We start from the raw sequence: 16,235 nt of genomic DNA, 5'->3' as shown, positions 1-16,235 counted from the left end.
CGTGCTCGGAGCGTCACGGCACCGTCCCGTGCCGTCACCGCCGCTTCCCTTGCCCGGGCCCTCCGGCCGTTCCTAGCGTCGTGGTCACGCCACCGCCGCTTCCCGGCCCGGCATCACGGCCCCACCGGCATCACCGGGCCGTCACCCCATTCGCAGTAGCACCGGAAGGACGTGTGTCATGAGCGCCGAAGAGACCGACTTCACCGAGTTCGACCGGGCCTACCAGGGCCTGCTGGCCAAGGTCTGGAGCGACGACGCCGCGCTGTCGGCGCTGCTCGCCGACCCGAAGCAGTACGCGATCGAGGCCGGCCTGCCGGTCGACCCCGCGGCGACCGTGACGGTCGACCGGAGCCAGCCGGAGGAGCTGCTCACCCGGACCGAGATCCTGCAGGCCTTCCACGGCACCCCCGGGACGCACGTGCTGCGTGTTCCCGAGCACGCCCCGATCGACCTGAGCGAGCTCACCGACGAGGACCTCGAGCTGATCGCGGCCGGCAACAACGTCAACAACAACCTCTACCAGTCCAAGTGACGGCCGGGCCGGCGCGACCCCCGTTCGCGCCGGCCCCGCACTTCCCGGGGAGGACGAACCGTGCCGACGACCGTCAACGATCACCCGACCCGGACCGCGTCGTACCGGGCGGCGACCGCCGAGCAGACCTGGGAACGGATCCGGCCGATGCTGCCGCGGTTCGGGATCACCCGGGTCGCCGACATCACCGGGCTGGACGAGGTCGGGCTGCCGGTGCACGTGGCCTACCGCCCCACCGGGCGGTGCCTGGCCGTGACCGTCGGCACCGGGCTCACCGCGGCCCAGTCCCGGGTGGCCGCGACGATGGAGAGCATCGAGGGCTGGCACGCCGAGAATCCGCGGCGCGCGGTGGCCGTACGAGCGCCGGCCCTTGATCTTGATCTCGGGTTTGACCCTCGCTCCCTGCATCTGGCGCCGCGGTCGCCACTGACCGGCCGGACCGTGCTCGACTGGATCGCCGGTCGTGGCCTGCTGACCGGGCGCACCTACCTGGCCCCCTACGACCTGGTCTATCTCGACTTCACGGTCACCCCCGGGGGCATCCCGAACGACGTCCTCTTCACCCCGACCAGCAGCGGGCTGGCCACCGGGAACACCGCGGCCGAGGCGACCCTGCACGCGCTGCTGGAACTCGTCGAGCGGGACGGGATGACGCCGTACGCGATCTCCGCTCTCGCCGACCGCCGCTACGTGGACCCGGACAGTTGCACCGATCCCTCGACCATGGCCGTGCTCGCCGCGGTCCGTGGCTCCTCCAGTTGGGTCGAGGTGGTCGACCTGACCGGCCCGACCGGGCTGCCCTGCTACGGCGCGTCGATGTGGGACAACTCGATCCCGATGGTCTTCGGCGGCTTCGGATGTCACGTCGACCCGGGTCGGGCGGTCGGCCGGGCGCTGGCCGAGGCGGCCCAGTCCCGGCTGGTCACCGTCGGCGGGGCCCGCGACGACATCGCCGGTGAGGTCTACATGGCCGCCGACCCGTACGCCGAGCCGCCGCCCGCCCTCGACCTGCCCTGCGAGCCGATCCGCCCGCCGGATCCCGCGGTGACCGCCCTCGGCCAGGACCTGGAGGCCCTCGTGCAGCACGTAGCCGCCCGGATCATGGAGTACACCGGCCACGAGCCGTTCGTGGTGGACCTGACCCACGACGAGGTCGGCATCCCGGTGAGCCGGGTGATCGCGCCGGGCCTGCGCCTGGTCGACGACGCCGCGCTCTCCCTGCGCCCCGGAGCCGGCGATGTCTGACCTGGTCTTCCTCGGCCCGAGCCTGCCCGCCGCGGAGGCCGCCGCACTGCTGCCCGGCGCGCGGATCCTGCCGCCGGTCGGGCACGGCGACCTGCTCCGGCTCGCCCCCGGCCCGGACGACCGGGTGCTGATCATCGACGGCTTCTTCATGCACCGGCCGCCGGTCCGGCATCGGGAGATCCTGTTCCTGCTGGAACGCGGCGTCACGGTGGCCGGTGGCAGCAGCATGGGCGCGCTGCGGGCCGCCGAGCTGTGGCCGTACGGCATGCGCGGCTTCGGTGACGTCTTCGAGCTCTACCGGGACGGCACCGTCACCGGTGACCACGAGGTAGCCGTGGTGCACGGGCTCGATGAGGACGAGTACCGGCAGCTGAGCGAGCCGCTGGTGAACATCCGGATCGCGGTCCGCGAGGCGATCACGGCCGGCGCGATCGGCCCGGACGAGGGCGAGCTGCTGCTGAAGACCGCCGCCGACATCCCGTTCCGGCTGCTGACCTGGCGTTCGCTGGCGCTGCGGGCCGGCTCCGCGATGGACGGGCTGGGGTCGTGGCTGCGGGAGCATCCGGTCGACGCGAAGGCCGCCGACGCCCGGCTGCTGCTGCGCGCCGCCGCGGCCGATGACCCCCGGCTGTGCCCGGCCGGACCCGGCGACGAGCCGATCGAACACGTGCACACCACCTACTTGGAGGGCTGGCGCTCCCGCTACGAGCAGACCGGCGGGGTCAGCGAACAGGAGTTGCTGGTCGCGCTGCGCGTGCTGCACCCCGGCTTCGCGGCCGCGCATCGGGCCCGGGTGCTGGCCGACTTCAGCGGTGCCGCGCCGGACGACCCCGCCCTGGAGGAGTCGGCCCTGCGCACGGCCGAGCGTCTCGGCCGCGGTGGGCCGGTCCCGGACGGCTCGTGGCTCACCCCGGACGAGGTGGGCCTGCCCGCCGCCGAGGCCACCCTGCGACTGCTGGTCCGCAGTCTCGGCGCGGCCGAGACCAGGCAGATCTCACCGGCGATGATCCCGCCCGAGCTACACCGGGCCGACGTGCTCGACATCGCCCGGCAGGCGGTCGTCACCGCCAAGGGCATCCAGGCCGGACTCACCCGGCGACAGGGGCGCCCGGCCCGGTTCCGGGCCGGGATCACCGACGCGGTGCTCGCCGCCCAGTGGGGCTGCGAGCCGGCCGGCCTGACCGCGGCCGCCTGGGACCGCGGCTTCCGCGACCTCGACCAGCTCCGTGAACTGGCCGGTTTCCTCATCGGCTACCTGCGCGTGCTCCGGGCGCCGTGGTTCCCCCCGACTCGACCTCGCGAGGTGGTGCACCAGTGACCAGCAGCCCGAACGCCGCGCTCATCTACCCTCCGCTGACCGACCCGACGTCCGGCTACCACTCACTGAACTATCTCGACTCGTACGCCCGCTCGGTGGGTCATCGCCCGGCGACCGTGATCGACGCCAACATCGAGGCGTTCCACCACTCCTACACGCCGTCCGCGCTGGCCTGGCTCGACCAGGCGTTGAGCGCCGCCCGGACCACCACCGACCTGACCGAACGGGCCCACCTGCTGCAGACCGGCACCCCCGATCCGGAGGCGATCCGGGACGCGGTGGCCACCTTCCAGGACCCGGAACGGTTCTTCGACCTGGACGCCTACCACCGTGCGGTGGACGGGGTGTCGGCCTGGATGAGCTGCCTCGGCGGCGCCGGCTTCCCCGGCCAGTTCCAGAACGGCTTCCAACTCAACGCGCCCCGGGAGATCGAGATCGGGTCGCTGCGGGCGCTGACCGACCCGGCCGTGCTGTCCCGGCTGAGCCGGCCGTTCACGCCGTACTACCAGGAGTCGCTGCTGCCCCGACTGCGGGCCGGGAACTTCGACCTGGTCGGGATCAGCATCACCTACCAGTGGCAGCTGCCGTTCGCGCTGTGGCTGGCCCGGCTGATCCGCCAGACCCTGCCGGACGTCTTCCTGATCGCCGGTGGCACCGAGGTCTCCGACTGCTTCAAGAACCTGCGGGACAAGAAACGGCTGTTCGAGCTGTTCGCCGACTTCGACGGGCTGGTGGTGGGGGAGGGCGAGAGCGCGTACACCGAGATCCTCGACGCGCTCGGCGCCGGCACGCTGCCCACCAAGCACCCCAACGTGCGGCTGCACCCGAAGCACGGCGCGGTCCGGGCGCTGCCGATGCTGCACTATGAGAAGCTCGGCGAGCTGCCCACCCCGGACTTCAGCAACCTGCCCTGGGACATGTACCTGAGCCCGACCCGGTTCGTGTACTACTCGCCGACCCGGGGCTGCTACTGGAACAAGTGCACGTTCTGCGACTACGGGCTGAACACCGACGGGCCGACCAGCCCGTGGCGGCAGGACACCGTGGACCGGATGATCCGCGACGTCGAGGAACTGTCGAAGTTCGCGCAGTTCGTCTACTTCTCGGTGGACGTGCTCGCGCCGGCGGCCATCCTGCGGTTCGCCGAGAAGGTCGTCGAGCGGGGCATCGACGTGCGCTGGGGCGCCGAGATCAGGCTCGAGAAGTACTGGTCCGACGAGCGGTGCGAGCTGCTGAAACAGGCCGGGTGCACGGCAATCTCGGTGGGTTTCGAGTCGGGCAACCAGCGGATCCTCGACCTGATCGACAAGGGCACCAGACCGGCGCAGGTACGGCAGACGATGTCCTCGATGCACAAGGCCGGGATCGGCGTACAGATCATGGGCTTCACCGGTTTTCCCACCGAGACCCTGGACGAGGCCCGCGAGTCGGTGAGTTTCCTGCGGGACAACCGGGAACTGTGGACCTTCGGTGGCCTCGGCGAGTTCGTCCTCACCCCGGGCGCCATCGTGGCCAAACAGCCTGATCGGTTCGGGATCAGCGGCATCCGCTCCTTCGAGGGCGCCGACATCGACCGTACGCTGCTCTTCGACGAGCCGATCACGCAGACCGTCCGCGACGAGGTGATGGCCGACAAACTCAGCCTCTACATGGGTGAGTACCCGCGGCCCTGGGTGAGCAGCACCGACACCCCGCACACGTTCTTCTACCACGACCGGTACGGCACCGCGGTCAGTGATCTGCTGGAACGCAGCGTGCGGCGCGGGCCGGACGACGAGGACCGGGAGTTCGTGCTCGACGGCGAACTGCTGCCCGACCAGGACCCGGATGTGCTGCGGCGGCTCGCCGAGATCCAGCGGGCGAACTCCGACGAACCGGGCGACCGGGTGGCCTTCCGGCGGGCCGACGGGCGGGTCATGCTGCTGCCCCGCCGTACCGTCCCGTTCCTGAAGATCTTCACCACGGCGTCGACGATCGCCGATGCCCGTCGCCGGGCCTGGATGTTGCCCGCCGAATCCGCCGACCGGATCTGGGACTTCCTCATCGCGCGCCGGGCGATCCGGCGGGTGCCGGTGACCGGCGACCGTAAACATACGTGCAACGCACCCATGCCCGGACGTGCCGCCGCGTGACAGGGTCTTCCCATCAGCCAAGACACGGCGGGGCCATCGGCCCGGGGGAGGCACCACGATGAACGAGAAGAAGCTCGCACGCGGCCCGAAGAACCGGCTGCGCCTGGCCGTGGTGGTCATGGCCGCCGTCGGATTCGTGGCCGGAGCGGTGGCGATCGGCTCGCCGGCGCAGGCGTGGCCGGGCGGCACCGGCTGCTGTATCGGTCAGCCGAACTGACCCGTCGCGATGCCCGTCGCTGCCGCCTGCCGTCCGACGGCGGCAGTGATGGACATCTACGTCCGGTGAGCAATAAGCTACCGCCTGATGCCGACCTTCTGCGGACGCGCCAGCCTTCTCTCGCAGCTCGGCGACGCCCTGTCCCGCACGCGTGCGGGCGAGGGCGGCAGCCTCTTCCTGCGCGGGGAGAGCGGCTCCGGTCGATCCCGGCTGCTCGCCGAGGTGGGGCGCCTCGCCCGGACCGACATGGTCGTGCTGCGCGGTCGGGCCGGCGGGATCACCCCGACCACCCCGTTCCGGCCGCTCGCCGAGGCGCTGCTGCAGTTCACCCGCACGGCCGGCGCACACACCGCGGACGCGCTCGGGCCGTACCGCCTGGTTCTGGGCCGGCTCATCCCGGAGTGGCGCGATCCGGCCGTCGGCCCCGAGGAGCAGTCGCTGATCGTCCTCGCCGAAGGGGTGCTGCGGCTGCTCGCCCTGGCCGGCCGGGAACGCGGCTGCCTGCTGCTGCTCGACGACCTGCACGACGCCGACGCCGAGACTCTGACCATCGTCGACTACCTGGCCGACAACCTGGCCGATCAGCCGGTCACCATGGTCGCCGCGCTGCTCGACCAGGAGTGCACGGCGCTGGACGTGGTCCGGTCGGCCGCCCAGCGGGGGGTGGCCGACCTGCTCCGGCTGCCCCGCCTCGACCGCGACGAGCTGCGCGAATTCGTCGGCACCCGGCTCGACTGCCCGGCCGCCCGGGTCGGTGACGACCTGTTCGAGCTGGTCTGGCAGCCCAGCGCCGGCAACCCGGCCCTCGCCGGTGAACTGCTGGACGGTCTGGTCGACGCCGGTCACCTGGTCACCGGGCCGGACGGCTGGCAGCTCAACGGCCGCCCGCAGGCGGCGGTTCCCGGATCGCTGTCCCGGCGCCTGGCCCGCCGCCTGGAGGGCAGTCGTCCCGAGTTGCGGCGGCTGCTGCCCGCGGCGGCCGTCTTCGGCGAGCGGTTCCCGCTCGCCGCACTGCCGGCCATGACCGGCCTCAGCGAACCCGACCTGACCTTCCTGCTGCACCACGGCCTGGCCGCCGAGCTGATCAAACCCATGACCGACACCCCCGGGTGGTACGGGTTCCGCCACCCGGTCACCGCCGAGGCCCTGCTCGAGTCCCACCCGGCGGGCCAGACCGCCGACCTGGCCCGGCAGGCCGCCGACACGGTCGAGAAACTGCACCCCGAACTGCCCGGCCCGCTCTGCCAGTTGGCCGCCCGGTTACGCCGGCAGGCCGGTGACCACGACGCCGCCGGCCGCCACCTGATCGAGGCCGCGTCCCGGGCGCTCGCCGACGGCGCCGCCGCCTCCGCCGTCGACCTGCTCGAACAGGCCACCGCCCGGACCGACGACCCGGCCCTGCGCGCCGACGCCGGCGAACGGCTGGTCCAGGCGCTGGTCGAGGCCGGGCGGATCGACCGGGCCCTGCAGATGATGCCGGAACTCGACGGGCTCGGCGGCGGCCTGAGCCGGCAGCGGCTCGCGGTCCTGCACACCCGACTGGCCTGGGCCGCGGTCTTCGCCGCCCGCACCACCGACGGGCTGGCCCAGGTCGCCGAGGCGCGCCGGCAGCTCGGCGCCGACGCCACCCCGGCCGAGACCGCGGCCATCGACGTGGTGGCCGCGCACCTGATCATCGAACTGCCCGGCCCGGAACAGGTCGGCAAGGCCGAGGACCTGGCCCGGCGGGCGGCCGCGATCGCCGAGCGCCACGACCTGCCGGTGGTGGCCTGCCAGGCGTGGCAGCTGCTCGGCATGCTGGTCCGCCAACGCAACACCGACGAGGCGACCGCCTGCCTGGAACACTCCCGGGAGCTGGCGGTACGGCACGGGCTGCGGCTGTGGGAGGTGCACGCGCTGGTCCGGCTCGGCAACGACGACGCGGCCCGCGACGGCAGCCTGCGCCGGCTGCGTCAGGTCCGCCGGGACGCCTGGTCGATCGGCGCGGTGACCGCCGCCCACCAGGCCGAGGCGAGCATCGCGCTTCAGGTGGCACTTCAGGGCGGATACGCCGAGGCCGAGGAGATCGTCGCGCAGACCCTGTCGGCCACCACCCGGCTGGAGATGGTCGAGACCGCCGGGCACCTGCGGCAGACCAGCGCCATCGTCGCCGCCCACCAGGGCCAGCGCCGGGAGATGGAGAACCGGCTGGCCGAGTTGCGCCGCTACCGGGCCGACGCACCCGTCGACGCCAAGGTGTTCGGCCTGGCCCGGGTGTTCTGCTCACTGCTGGAGGAGGACCGCCCACGGGCCACCGCCGAGATGGCCGACGCGCTGCGGGCCGACGGCGGCAACCCGGCACTGTCCCCGATCAACGGGCGGGCCGGGCTGGACCTGCTGCTCAAGGCGGTCGCCGGTGACCTCGGCGACCCGGCCGCCCTGGACGACGACTCGGACGGGGTGCGGCGGCTGCGCTGGAACCGGCAGTTCGCCGAGATGGCCCGGGCCGTGCTGCTCGGCCGGACCGGTGACCCCGGCGGGGCCGCGGCCGCCGCCGAGAACGCCATCCGGGCCGCCGAGCCGTACCCGCTGGCCGGGCATCTCACGCTGCGGCTCGCGTCGGAGGCGGCGCTCACCGACGGCTGGGGCGATCCGGTGAACTGGCTGCGCCGCGCCGAGGAGCACTTCCACGAGGCGGAGCACGCGGTGGTGGCCCGGGCCTGCCGGTCGCTGCTGCGTCAGGCCGGTGTCGCGGTCGGCCAGCGGCGCGACGGGGTGGACAACATCCCGGCGGCGTTGCGGGCCCGGGGTGTGACCGTCCGCGAATACGAGGTCCTCGACCTGATCGCGGCCCGCCTGGGCAATCAGGAGATCGCCAGCCGGTTGCACCTGTCCCCACGAACGGTCGAGAAACACGTGGCCCGCCTGATGGCGAAGACCGAACGCCCGGACCGGGCCGCTTTACGAGACCTGGCCCGCTCCCTCCGCGGGTAGTATCCAGTCTGTCTAGACAGAGGCTGGAGAGGCGTCATGCACTGGCAGGTTCAGGAAGCCAAGCAGCGATTCAGCGAGGTGCTGCGCGCGGCCGAGGCGGGCGAGGCGCAGATCGTCACCAAGCACGGTGAAGAGGTCGCGGTCCTCATCGACATCGCGGAGTACCGGCGGCTTCGCGGCGAGCAGGTCGGCCTGATGGCGTACCTGCGCGCCGATCCCCTCGACGACTTCGACCTCGACGCCGAGATCGACCGGCGGCGGGAGCAGCCCCGCGACATCGACCTGGCCGGCTGACCTTGGCCTTCCTGCTCGACACGAACGTCGTCTCCGAGCTCCGCAAGAAGACCCCGCACTCACGGGTCGCGGAGTGGCACGCCGGCCATCCCCGTGCCGTCGTCTACCTCAGCACCCTGGTGGTCGGTGAGGTACGGCGCGGCATCGACCGGCTCCGCCCGCGAGATCCCGGCCAGGCGGACATTCTGGAGAATTGGCTGACCGGCCTGACCGTCGCCCACCGTGACCGGCTGTTGCCGGTGACGGCGCCGATCGCCGAGGAGTGGGGCCGGATGAGTGCCATGACCCCGGCCCCGCCGATCATCGACGGGCTGATGGCCGCCACGGCACGCGTCCACGGACTGACGCTGGTCACCCGCAACATCGCCGATGTCGCCCACACGGGTGTCCCGCTGATCAACCCGTTCGACTGACCGGGATCACCAGCCGCGGGCTCGCCACTCCGGGAGGGCCGGGCGTTCGGCGCCGAGTGTCGAGTCCTTGCCGTGGCCCGGGTAGAACCAGGTGCCGTCGCCGAAGCGACCGAACAGCTTCGCCTCGACGTCGTTGATCAGGGACTCGAAGTTCTCCTTGACGCCACGCGTGTTGCCGACCCCGCCGGGGAACAGGCTGTCGCCGGTGAACAGGTGCTCGCCCCGGTAGGACAGCACGATCGATCCGGGTGTGTGCCCCACGATGTGGATCACGTCGAGCACGTGTCCGCCGACCTCGACCGTGTCCCCGTCGCGGAGGGTGCCGGTCACCACCGGGATCTCGCCGGCGTCGTCGGTGTGCGCCAGCGACGACGCCCCGGTGACCTTCACCACCTCGGCCAGCGCCTGCCAGTGGTCGCCGTGCCGGTGGGTGGTCACCACCGTGCGCAGCCCGGCCGGGCCGATCAGGTCGAGCAGGGTGCCGGCGTCGTTGGCGGCGTCGACGAGAAGCTGCTCGCCACCGGCGCTGAGCAGGTAGGCGTTGTTGTCCATCGGGCCGACCGACACCTTCGTCAAGGTCAGGCCGCCGCCCAGGTCACGAACCGCCGGCTCGCCGCCACGGACGACGTCACCTGTGTAGTCAGTGCTCACCCGCCGACCCTATCCGGGCCCGGCGGAAATCGCTTTCGCCCGCGGTGACCACGGTCGTACCGTCGGTGCCAGACGCGACGATCAACCCGCGGAGGAGGTGAGGACCGTGCCGTTCACTGCTTGCCGCGTCCCTTCACCCGGGGGCTCCGCCCTCTCGAGACCGTAAAGGGTTCCCATGTCGTACCACCTGTCCCAGCTCGGCTGGGACGAACACTTCGCATCCCGATACCGCCGATTCGACCGGGCCGACGCGACGCCGGGGCGGGTGCTGCGCACCGACCGGGGCGTCTGCACCGTGCTCACCACCGACGGCGTGACCCGGGCCACCCTGGGTGGTTCGGTCCTGATCGACATCGCCCGTGATCCCGCTCTGACCCCCTGTTCCGGTGACTGGGTGGTGTTGCGGCACTGGCCGGACAGACGTACCACCCTCGAACTGGTCCTGCCCCGGCGGACCACACTGATCCGTCGCACCGCCGACAAGGACGCGTCGGGCCAGGTCCTGGCGGCCAACATGAACACGGTCGCCGTCGTCGAGCCGATTCATCCGGAGCCGGACGACGCCCGGGTCGAGCGCCTGCTCGCCCTGGCCTGGGAGTCCGGCGCCGACCCGCTGCTCGTCCTCACCAAGACCGACACCAGTCGGGACCCGTCCGCGATCGCCCGGCAGGTGGCCGAGCTCGCCCCCGGGGTGCCGGTGCTGCCGGTCAGCGTCCAGCACGGCACCGGCCTCGCCGAGCTGCGCGAACACATCGGTCCCGGCCGCACGCTGGCCCTGCTGGGCCGCTCCGGCGCCGGCAAGTCGACCCTGGCCAACGCGCTGGCCGGGGCCACGGTCATGCCGGTACAGGCGATCCGGGACGCCGACGGTAAGGGCCGGCACACCACGGCGTACCGAAATCTGGTGGTCCTGCCGGACGGTGGCGCGGTGATCGACACGCCGGGCATCCGGGGGGTCGGTCTGCTGGACACCGAAGGTGGCCTGGAACGGGCCTTCGCCGACGTGCTCGACCTGGCCGGGCACTGCCGTTTCGACGACTGCCGGCACGAGACCGAACCGGGTTGCGCGGTCCAGGCCGCCCTGGCCGACGGTTCGCTGCCGCCGCGCCGCCTGGCCAGTTGGCGCAAACTCCGCCGCGAGGTCGAGGTGGAGAGCGGCAGGCGATCCGCGAGGCTGGCCCGCTCTCGCCGGATCCCCGCGCCGCCGAGTTCCCGTCTTCTATAAATCCTGATCTGGTACGGCTACGCGCGCCGTGGTCGGCCGGGACGCGGGTGGCTGCCCGCTCCCGGCGGCCAGGCGGCCGCCGGGCGGTTGCGTGGTCACCGGCCCCACCGGCGGCCCCACCCGGCTTCCCGTCCCCCCGTCATCTCGGCGGCGATGTGAGTGGCGTGCGTCGTTCTGGCAGAATGCGGCCGGTGCGTGCGGCGGATGAGATGACCGATAAGCAGGCGACCGAGGTCGCGGAGGACGTCGAGGAGACGACTCCGCAGACACCCAGGAAGCGTTGGCTGTGGGCCGAGACCGGCCTCTTGCTGGGGTTCCTCGCGCTCGGCGTGCTCGTGATGATCAAGCTGTGGATGGATCCGAACGGTCGAGTGCTCCAGGGCAACGACTCCGACCACGGCATCTTCCTGTTCATGCTGGCGCACGCCGAGCGGGTGGTCTTCGACGGCGGGTCGCTGTTCTTCGAGGACCGGTTCAACGTCCCGTACGGCGTGAACATGATGGCGAACACGTCCATCCTCGCGTTGGCGCTGCCGCTGGCGCCGATCACGCACTTCTTCGGCGGCGGCGTGACGGTCGTGCTGCTGATGACGCTCGGCCTGGCCGGCACCGCCGCGGCCTGGTATTGGGTGTTGTCCCGCCCGCTGGGTCGCAGCCGGGGCGCCGCCGCGATCGGTGCCGCGTTCGCCGGTCTCGGGCCGGCCATGGTGTCGCACGCGAACGGCCATGTGAACTTCGTCAACAACTACCTGCTGCCGTTCATCGTGTGGCAGGTGCTGCGGCTGCGTGAGCCCGGTCGGGCCTGGCGCAGCGGGGTCATCCTCGGCCTGCTGATCGTGGTGCAGATCTTCATCAACGAGGAGGCGCTGCTCTTCGTGGCGCTGACGCTCGGCATCTTCGCGGTCAGCTACGCGTTCATGGAGCGGGCCGAGGCGAAGCGGGTGTGGAAGCGGTTCGTCGGCGGGCTCGGGGTGGCCGCGCTCACCTCGGGTGTGCTGGTCGCGTACCCGCTGTGGCGCCAGTTCTTCGGCAAGGGCACCTACCACGGGCAGCCGTTCGACCCGTCCAAGTACGTCATGGACCTGGTGTCGCCCGGCGCCTTCGCGCGGAACTCGCTGTTCGGCATCGGCGCGATCACCCGCCGGTTGAGCGTGAGCGCGACCGAGGACAACACCTTCTGGGGCCCGTTCGGCCTCGTGATGATCATCGTGTCGATCGTGATCCTGTGGCGTAACTCGGCGATGCGGGCCACCGCGATCGCCGGGATGGTGCTGCTGGTCATGTCGTTCGGCCCCAAGCTGCAGGTGGCCGGGTTCCGGACCGACGTACCGCTGCCGTTCGCTCTGATCAAGCACCTCCCGGTGATCGACCTGGTGAGCGTCAGCCGGTTCGCGATGGTGCCGTCGATGGTCGCCGGTGTGCTGCTGGCCTTCGCCGTGGACCGGATCAAGGAGTACCCGGAGCGTCGCCGCCGACTGTTCAAGGTCGGCATGGTGCTGGCCCTGGTGCCGTTGATCCCGCGGCCGCTGCCGGTGTTCGAGGGCACGCCGATGCCGGAGTTCATCACCGCCGGCCTCTACAAGCAGTATGTGCCGGAGGGCCGCACCCTGATCACCGTCCCGATGCCGGAGGTCACCACCGGCCGGACCGGGCAGCGCTGGGCCACCCTCAACAACCTGGACTACGCCACGCCGCGTGGGTACTTCATGGGCCCGGCCGAGCCGCCGCACGACAACACCGGTTCGTGGTCGGCGCCGTCGCGCTACACCTCCTGGATGTTCAAGAACGTCGGCCGTACCGGCGAGGTTCCGGAGATCACACCGTGGCGCCGGGAGCAGGTCGAAGCGGACATGAAGTACTGGCGGGCCGCGGTTCTGCTGCTGGTGCCGGACGAGAAGCACACCCCGGCGCTGCGAACACTGCTGGTCGAGCTGTACGGCCAGCCGGAGCTGGTGGGCGGCGCCGAGATCTGGAGAGTTAACTCGTAGGAGTGAGCGGGCCGGTGCGGGAAATTGTCATACCCCGTAGCTAGAGTGTCTGCTCGACTCATACACCTGTACGGGTGTGATCCTGAAAGCGGAAAGGCTGGCCGTGGCCGACCGACTGACAATCCGTGGCGCTCGCGAGCACAACCTGCGTGACGTCAACCTCGACCTGCCCCGCGACGCCATGATCGTCTTCACCGGGCTCTCCGGTTCGGGCAAGTCCAGCCTCGCCTTCGACACGATCTTCGCCGAGGGGCAGCGGCGCTACGTGGAGTCGCTCTCCTCGTATGCGCGGCAGTTCCTCGGCCAGATGGACAAGCCCGACGTCGACTTCATCGAGGGCCTGTCCCCGGCGGTGTCGATCGACCAGAAATCGACGAACCGCAACCCGCGCTCCACCGTCGGCACGATCACCGAGGTGTACGACTACCTGCGTCTCCTCTTCGCCCGGACCGGCATCCCGCACTGCCCGGTCTGCAAGGAGCGGATCAGCAAGCAGACCCCGCAGCAGATCGTCGACCGGGTGCTCGCCATGGAGGAGGGCACCCGGTTCATGGTGCTCGCCCCGGTGATCCGCGGCCGCAAGGGGGAGTATGTCGACCTCTTCGCCGAGCTGCAGGCCAAGGGCTACGCGCGGGCCCGGGTCAACGGCGTGGTGCACCCGCTGACCGAGCCGCCGAAGCTGAAGAAGCAGGAGAAGCACACCATCGAGGTGGTGATCGACCGGCTCAGCGTGAAGGCGTCCAGCAAGCAGCGCCTCACCGACTCGGTCGAGGCCGCGCTCGGACTGGCCGGCGGCATCGTCCTGCTCGACTTCGTCGACCTGCCGGAGGGCGACCCGGAGCGGGAGCGCCGCTTCTCCGAGCACCTGGCCTGCCCCAACGACCATCCCCTGGCGATCGAGGACCTGGAGCCCCGGGTCTTCTCCTTCAACGCGCCGTACGGTGCGTGTCCCGAGTGCTCCGGCCTCGGCACGAAGAAGGAGGTCGACCCGGAGCTGCTCATCCCCGACGAGGAGAAGAGCCTGCGGGAGGGCGCGATCCAGCCGTGGGCCGGCGGCACCACCCAGGAGTATTTCCTGCGTCTGCTCGAGGCCCTTGCCGGTGCCGAGGGCTTCACCCTGGACCAGCCCTGGCGGGCGCTGCCGACCCGGGCCCAGAAACTGATCATGTATGGCGCCGAGGACCAGGTCCACGTGCGGTACCGGAACAAGTACGGGCGGGAGCGCTCCTACTACACCGGTTTCGAGGGCGTGGTGCAGTGGATCGAGCGGCGGCACAACGACACCGAGAGCGACTGGTCGCGCGAGAAGTACGAGGGGTACATGCGCGACGTGCCCTGCTCGGTCTGCGGCGGCGCCCGGCTCAAGCCCGAGGTGCTGGCCGTGACGGTGGCCGGCCGGAGCATCGCCGAGGTCTGCAACCTGTCCGTCGGTGAGTGCGCCGAGTTGCTGTCCGGCATCGAGCTCGACGACCGGCAGAAGATGATCGCCGAGCGGGTGCTCAAGGAGATCAACGCCCGGCTGCGGTTCCTGGTCGACGTCGGCCTGGACTACCTGTCGCTGGACCGGGGCGCCGGCACCCTCTCCGGCGGTGAGGCGCAGCGCATCCGGCTCGCCACCCAGATCGGCTCCGGCCTGGTCGGCGTGCTGTATGTGCTGGACGAGCCGTCGATCGGCCTGCACCAGCGGGACAACCATCGGCTGATCGAGACCCTGGTGCGGCTGCGCAACCTGGGCAACACGTTGATCGTGGTGGAACACGACGAGGACACCATCCGTACCGCCGACTGGATCGTCGACATCGGCCCCGGCGCCGGTGAGCACGGTGGCCACATCGTGCACAGCGGCACCGTCGAGGGGTTGCTGGCCAACGAGCAGTCGCCGACCGGGGCGTACCTGTCCGGCCGGAAGTCGATCCCGGTGCCGGCCACCCGCCGCCCGCAGACCGCCGGCCGTGAGGTCGTGGTGCACGGGGCGCGTGAGCACAACCTGCGCAACCTGACCGTGCCGTTCCCGCTGGGCCAGTTCATCGCGGTCACCGGGGTCAGCGGCTCGGGTAAGTCGACGCTGGTCAACGACATCCTGCACACCGTGATGGCCAACCAGATCAACGGCGCCCGGCAGGTGCCCGGCCGGCACACCCGGGTGACCGGGCTGGAACACGTGGACAAGGTCGTCGGGGTGGACCAGTCGCCGATCGGGCGGACCCCACGGTCGAACCCGGCCACCTACACGGGTGTCTTCGATCACATCCGCAAGCTGTTCGCCGAGACGACCGAGGCCAAGGTCCGGGGGTATGGTCCGGGCCGATTCTCGTTCAACGTCAAGGGCGGTCGCTGCGAGAACTGCTCGGGCGACGGCACCATCAAGATCGAGATGAACTTCCTGCCGGACGTCTACGTCCCGTGCGAGGTGTGCAAGGGGGCCCGGTACAACCGGGAGACCCTGGAGGTGCACTACAAGGGCAAGACCATCTCGGAGATCCTGAACATGCCGATCGAGGAGGCCGCCGAGTTCTTCTCGGCCCTGCCGTCGATCCACCGGCACCTGCGCACCCTGGTCGAGGTCGGCCTCGGCTACGTGCGGCTGGGCCAGCCCGCGACGACCCTGTCCGGTGGTGAGGCGCAGCGCGTCAAGCTCGCTTCCGAGCTGCAGAAACGCTCCACCGGGCGGACCGTCTACGTGCTCGACGAGCCGACCACCGGCCTGCACTTCGAAGACATCCGCAAGCTCCTGCTGGTGCTGAACGGCCTGGTCGACAAGGGCAACACGGTGATCACCATCGAGCACAACCTCGACGTGATCAAGTCGGCCGACTGGCTGATCGACATGGGCCCGGAGGGCGGCAGCAAGGGCGGCCTGGTGCTGGCGGCCGGCCGGCCCGAGGAGTTGGCCGAGGTGCCGGAGAGTCACACCGGCCAGTTCCTGCGGCACATGCTGGGCCTGTCCGGCGAGGGCGGTGGGTCGAAGGACGCGGTCGCCCGGGCCGCGAAGGCCAACGGGACCCGGGTCACCAGGTCGCGGGCCAAGACCGCGGTCTGATTTAGAAGATTCTTAGACGACTCTCAGCAACGGCACCCGGTTGGTCTCTTAAGGTCAGCCGGGTGTCCCGCTGTTCGGCGTACCCCGGCAAATGGGTCGGCCGAAGGCGGAGGAAGCGGGAGAAACCTCGCTCGACACGTTTGAACTGATCGTGGGCCCTGATCCGTATTCCGGGGCGACTCCGCGTGACATTGGCGGCAGAAGACA

The 16,235-nt window shown here is 71.0% G+C and carries 12 protein-coding genes; 11 read left to right on the top strand and 1 reads right to left on the bottom strand.

Annotated features, from left to right (window positions below; translation table 11 throughout):
* Positions 1–178: 178 nt before the first annotated feature.
* The 8 genes from Q0Z83_RS35170 to Q0Z83_RS35135 all read left to right on the top strand — a co-directional run bounded on the left by Q0Z83_RS35170 (position 179) and on the right by Q0Z83_RS35135 (position 9,124).
* A complete protein-coding gene (locus Q0Z83_RS35170; RefSeq protein WP_317787548.1) occupies positions 179–532 on the top strand; it encodes a hypothetical protein in 354 nt (117 codons plus the stop codon).
* A 60-nt stretch (positions 533–592) separates the two neighbouring features.
* On the top strand, positions 593–1,777 hold the full coding sequence (locus tag Q0Z83_RS35165; RefSeq protein WP_317787547.1) for a YcaO-like family protein: 1,185 nt from the start codon (positions 593–595) through the stop codon (positions 1,775–1,777).
* Positions 1,770–3,095: a TfuA-like protein gene (locus Q0Z83_RS35160; RefSeq protein ID WP_317787546.1), complete on the top strand. Its 1,326-nt coding sequence runs from the start codon at positions 1,770–1,772 to the stop codon at positions 3,093–3,095. Before Q0Z83_RS35165 ends, Q0Z83_RS35160 begins: the two co-directional genes overlap by 8 nt.
* Positions 3,092–5,227: a B12-binding domain-containing radical SAM protein gene (locus Q0Z83_RS35155; protein ID WP_317787545.1), complete on the top strand. Its 2,136-nt coding sequence runs from the start codon at positions 3,092–3,094 to the stop codon at positions 5,225–5,227. Before Q0Z83_RS35160 ends, Q0Z83_RS35155 begins: the two co-directional genes overlap by 4 nt.
* Positions 5,228–5,285: 58 nt before the next feature.
* Positions 5,286–5,444, top strand: coding sequence for a hypothetical protein (locus Q0Z83_RS35150; RefSeq protein WP_317787544.1), 159 nt, complete (start codon positions 5,286–5,288; stop codon positions 5,442–5,444).
* 87 nt (positions 5,445–5,531) lie between these two features.
* A complete protein-coding gene (locus tag Q0Z83_RS35145; protein ID WP_317787543.1) occupies positions 5,532–8,417 on the top strand; it encodes an ATP-binding protein in 2,886 nt (961 codons plus the stop codon).
* A gap of 36 nt (positions 8,418–8,453) precedes the next feature.
* Positions 8,454–8,711, top strand: a complete 258-nt coding sequence (locus Q0Z83_RS35140; RefSeq protein ID WP_317787542.1) for a type II toxin-antitoxin system Phd/YefM family antitoxin — start codon at positions 8,454–8,456, stop codon at positions 8,709–8,711.
* Between the two features lie 2 nt (positions 8,712–8,713).
* Positions 8,714–9,124 (top strand): type II toxin-antitoxin system VapC family toxin, encoded by a 411-nt coding sequence (locus Q0Z83_RS35135; protein WP_317787541.1) that lies wholly within the window; start codon positions 8,714–8,716, stop codon positions 9,122–9,124.
* Between the two features lie 6 nt (positions 9,125–9,130).
* Here Q0Z83_RS35135 and Q0Z83_RS35130 read toward each other — a convergent pair whose 3' ends face one another.
* A complete protein-coding gene (locus Q0Z83_RS35130) occupies positions 9,131–9,775 on the bottom strand; it encodes an MBL fold metallo-hydrolase (RefSeq protein WP_317787540.1) in 645 nt (214 codons plus the stop codon).
* 175 nt (positions 9,776–9,950) lie between these two features.
* Here Q0Z83_RS35130 and rsgA point away from each other — a divergent pair, with 175 nt between their 5' ends.
* The 3 genes from rsgA (at position 9,951) to uvrA (ending at position 16,028) form a co-directional block, all read left to right on the top strand.
* Positions 9,951–11,000, top strand: coding sequence for a ribosome small subunit-dependent GTPase A (gene rsgA / locus Q0Z83_RS35125; RefSeq protein ID WP_317787539.1), 1,050 nt, complete (start codon positions 9,951–9,953; stop codon positions 10,998–11,000).
* 182 nt (positions 11,001–11,182) lie between these two features.
* Positions 11,183–12,988: a glycosyltransferase family 87 protein gene (locus tag Q0Z83_RS35120; RefSeq protein WP_317787538.1), complete on the top strand. Its 1,806-nt coding sequence runs from the start codon at positions 11,183–11,185 to the stop codon at positions 12,986–12,988.
* A gap of 103 nt (positions 12,989–13,091) precedes the next feature.
* The gene (uvrA, locus tag Q0Z83_RS35115; RefSeq protein ID WP_317787537.1) at positions 13,092–16,028 is read left to right on the top strand and encodes an excinuclease ABC subunit UvrA; all 2,937 of its coding nucleotides are present in this window, start codon (positions 13,092–13,094) and stop codon (positions 16,026–16,028) included.
* The last annotated feature ends 207 nt before the right edge of the window (positions 16,029–16,235 follow it).

The sequence above is a fragment of the Actinoplanes sichuanensis genome (assembly GCF_033097365.1).
In the GTDB taxonomy this organism is placed as follows: Bacteria; Actinomycetota; Actinomycetes; order Mycobacteriales; family Micromonosporaceae; genus Actinoplanes; species Actinoplanes sichuanensis.
The sequence above is the reverse complement of the archived record's forward strand: the minus strand, read 5'-3'. Positions and strand labels throughout refer to the sequence as shown.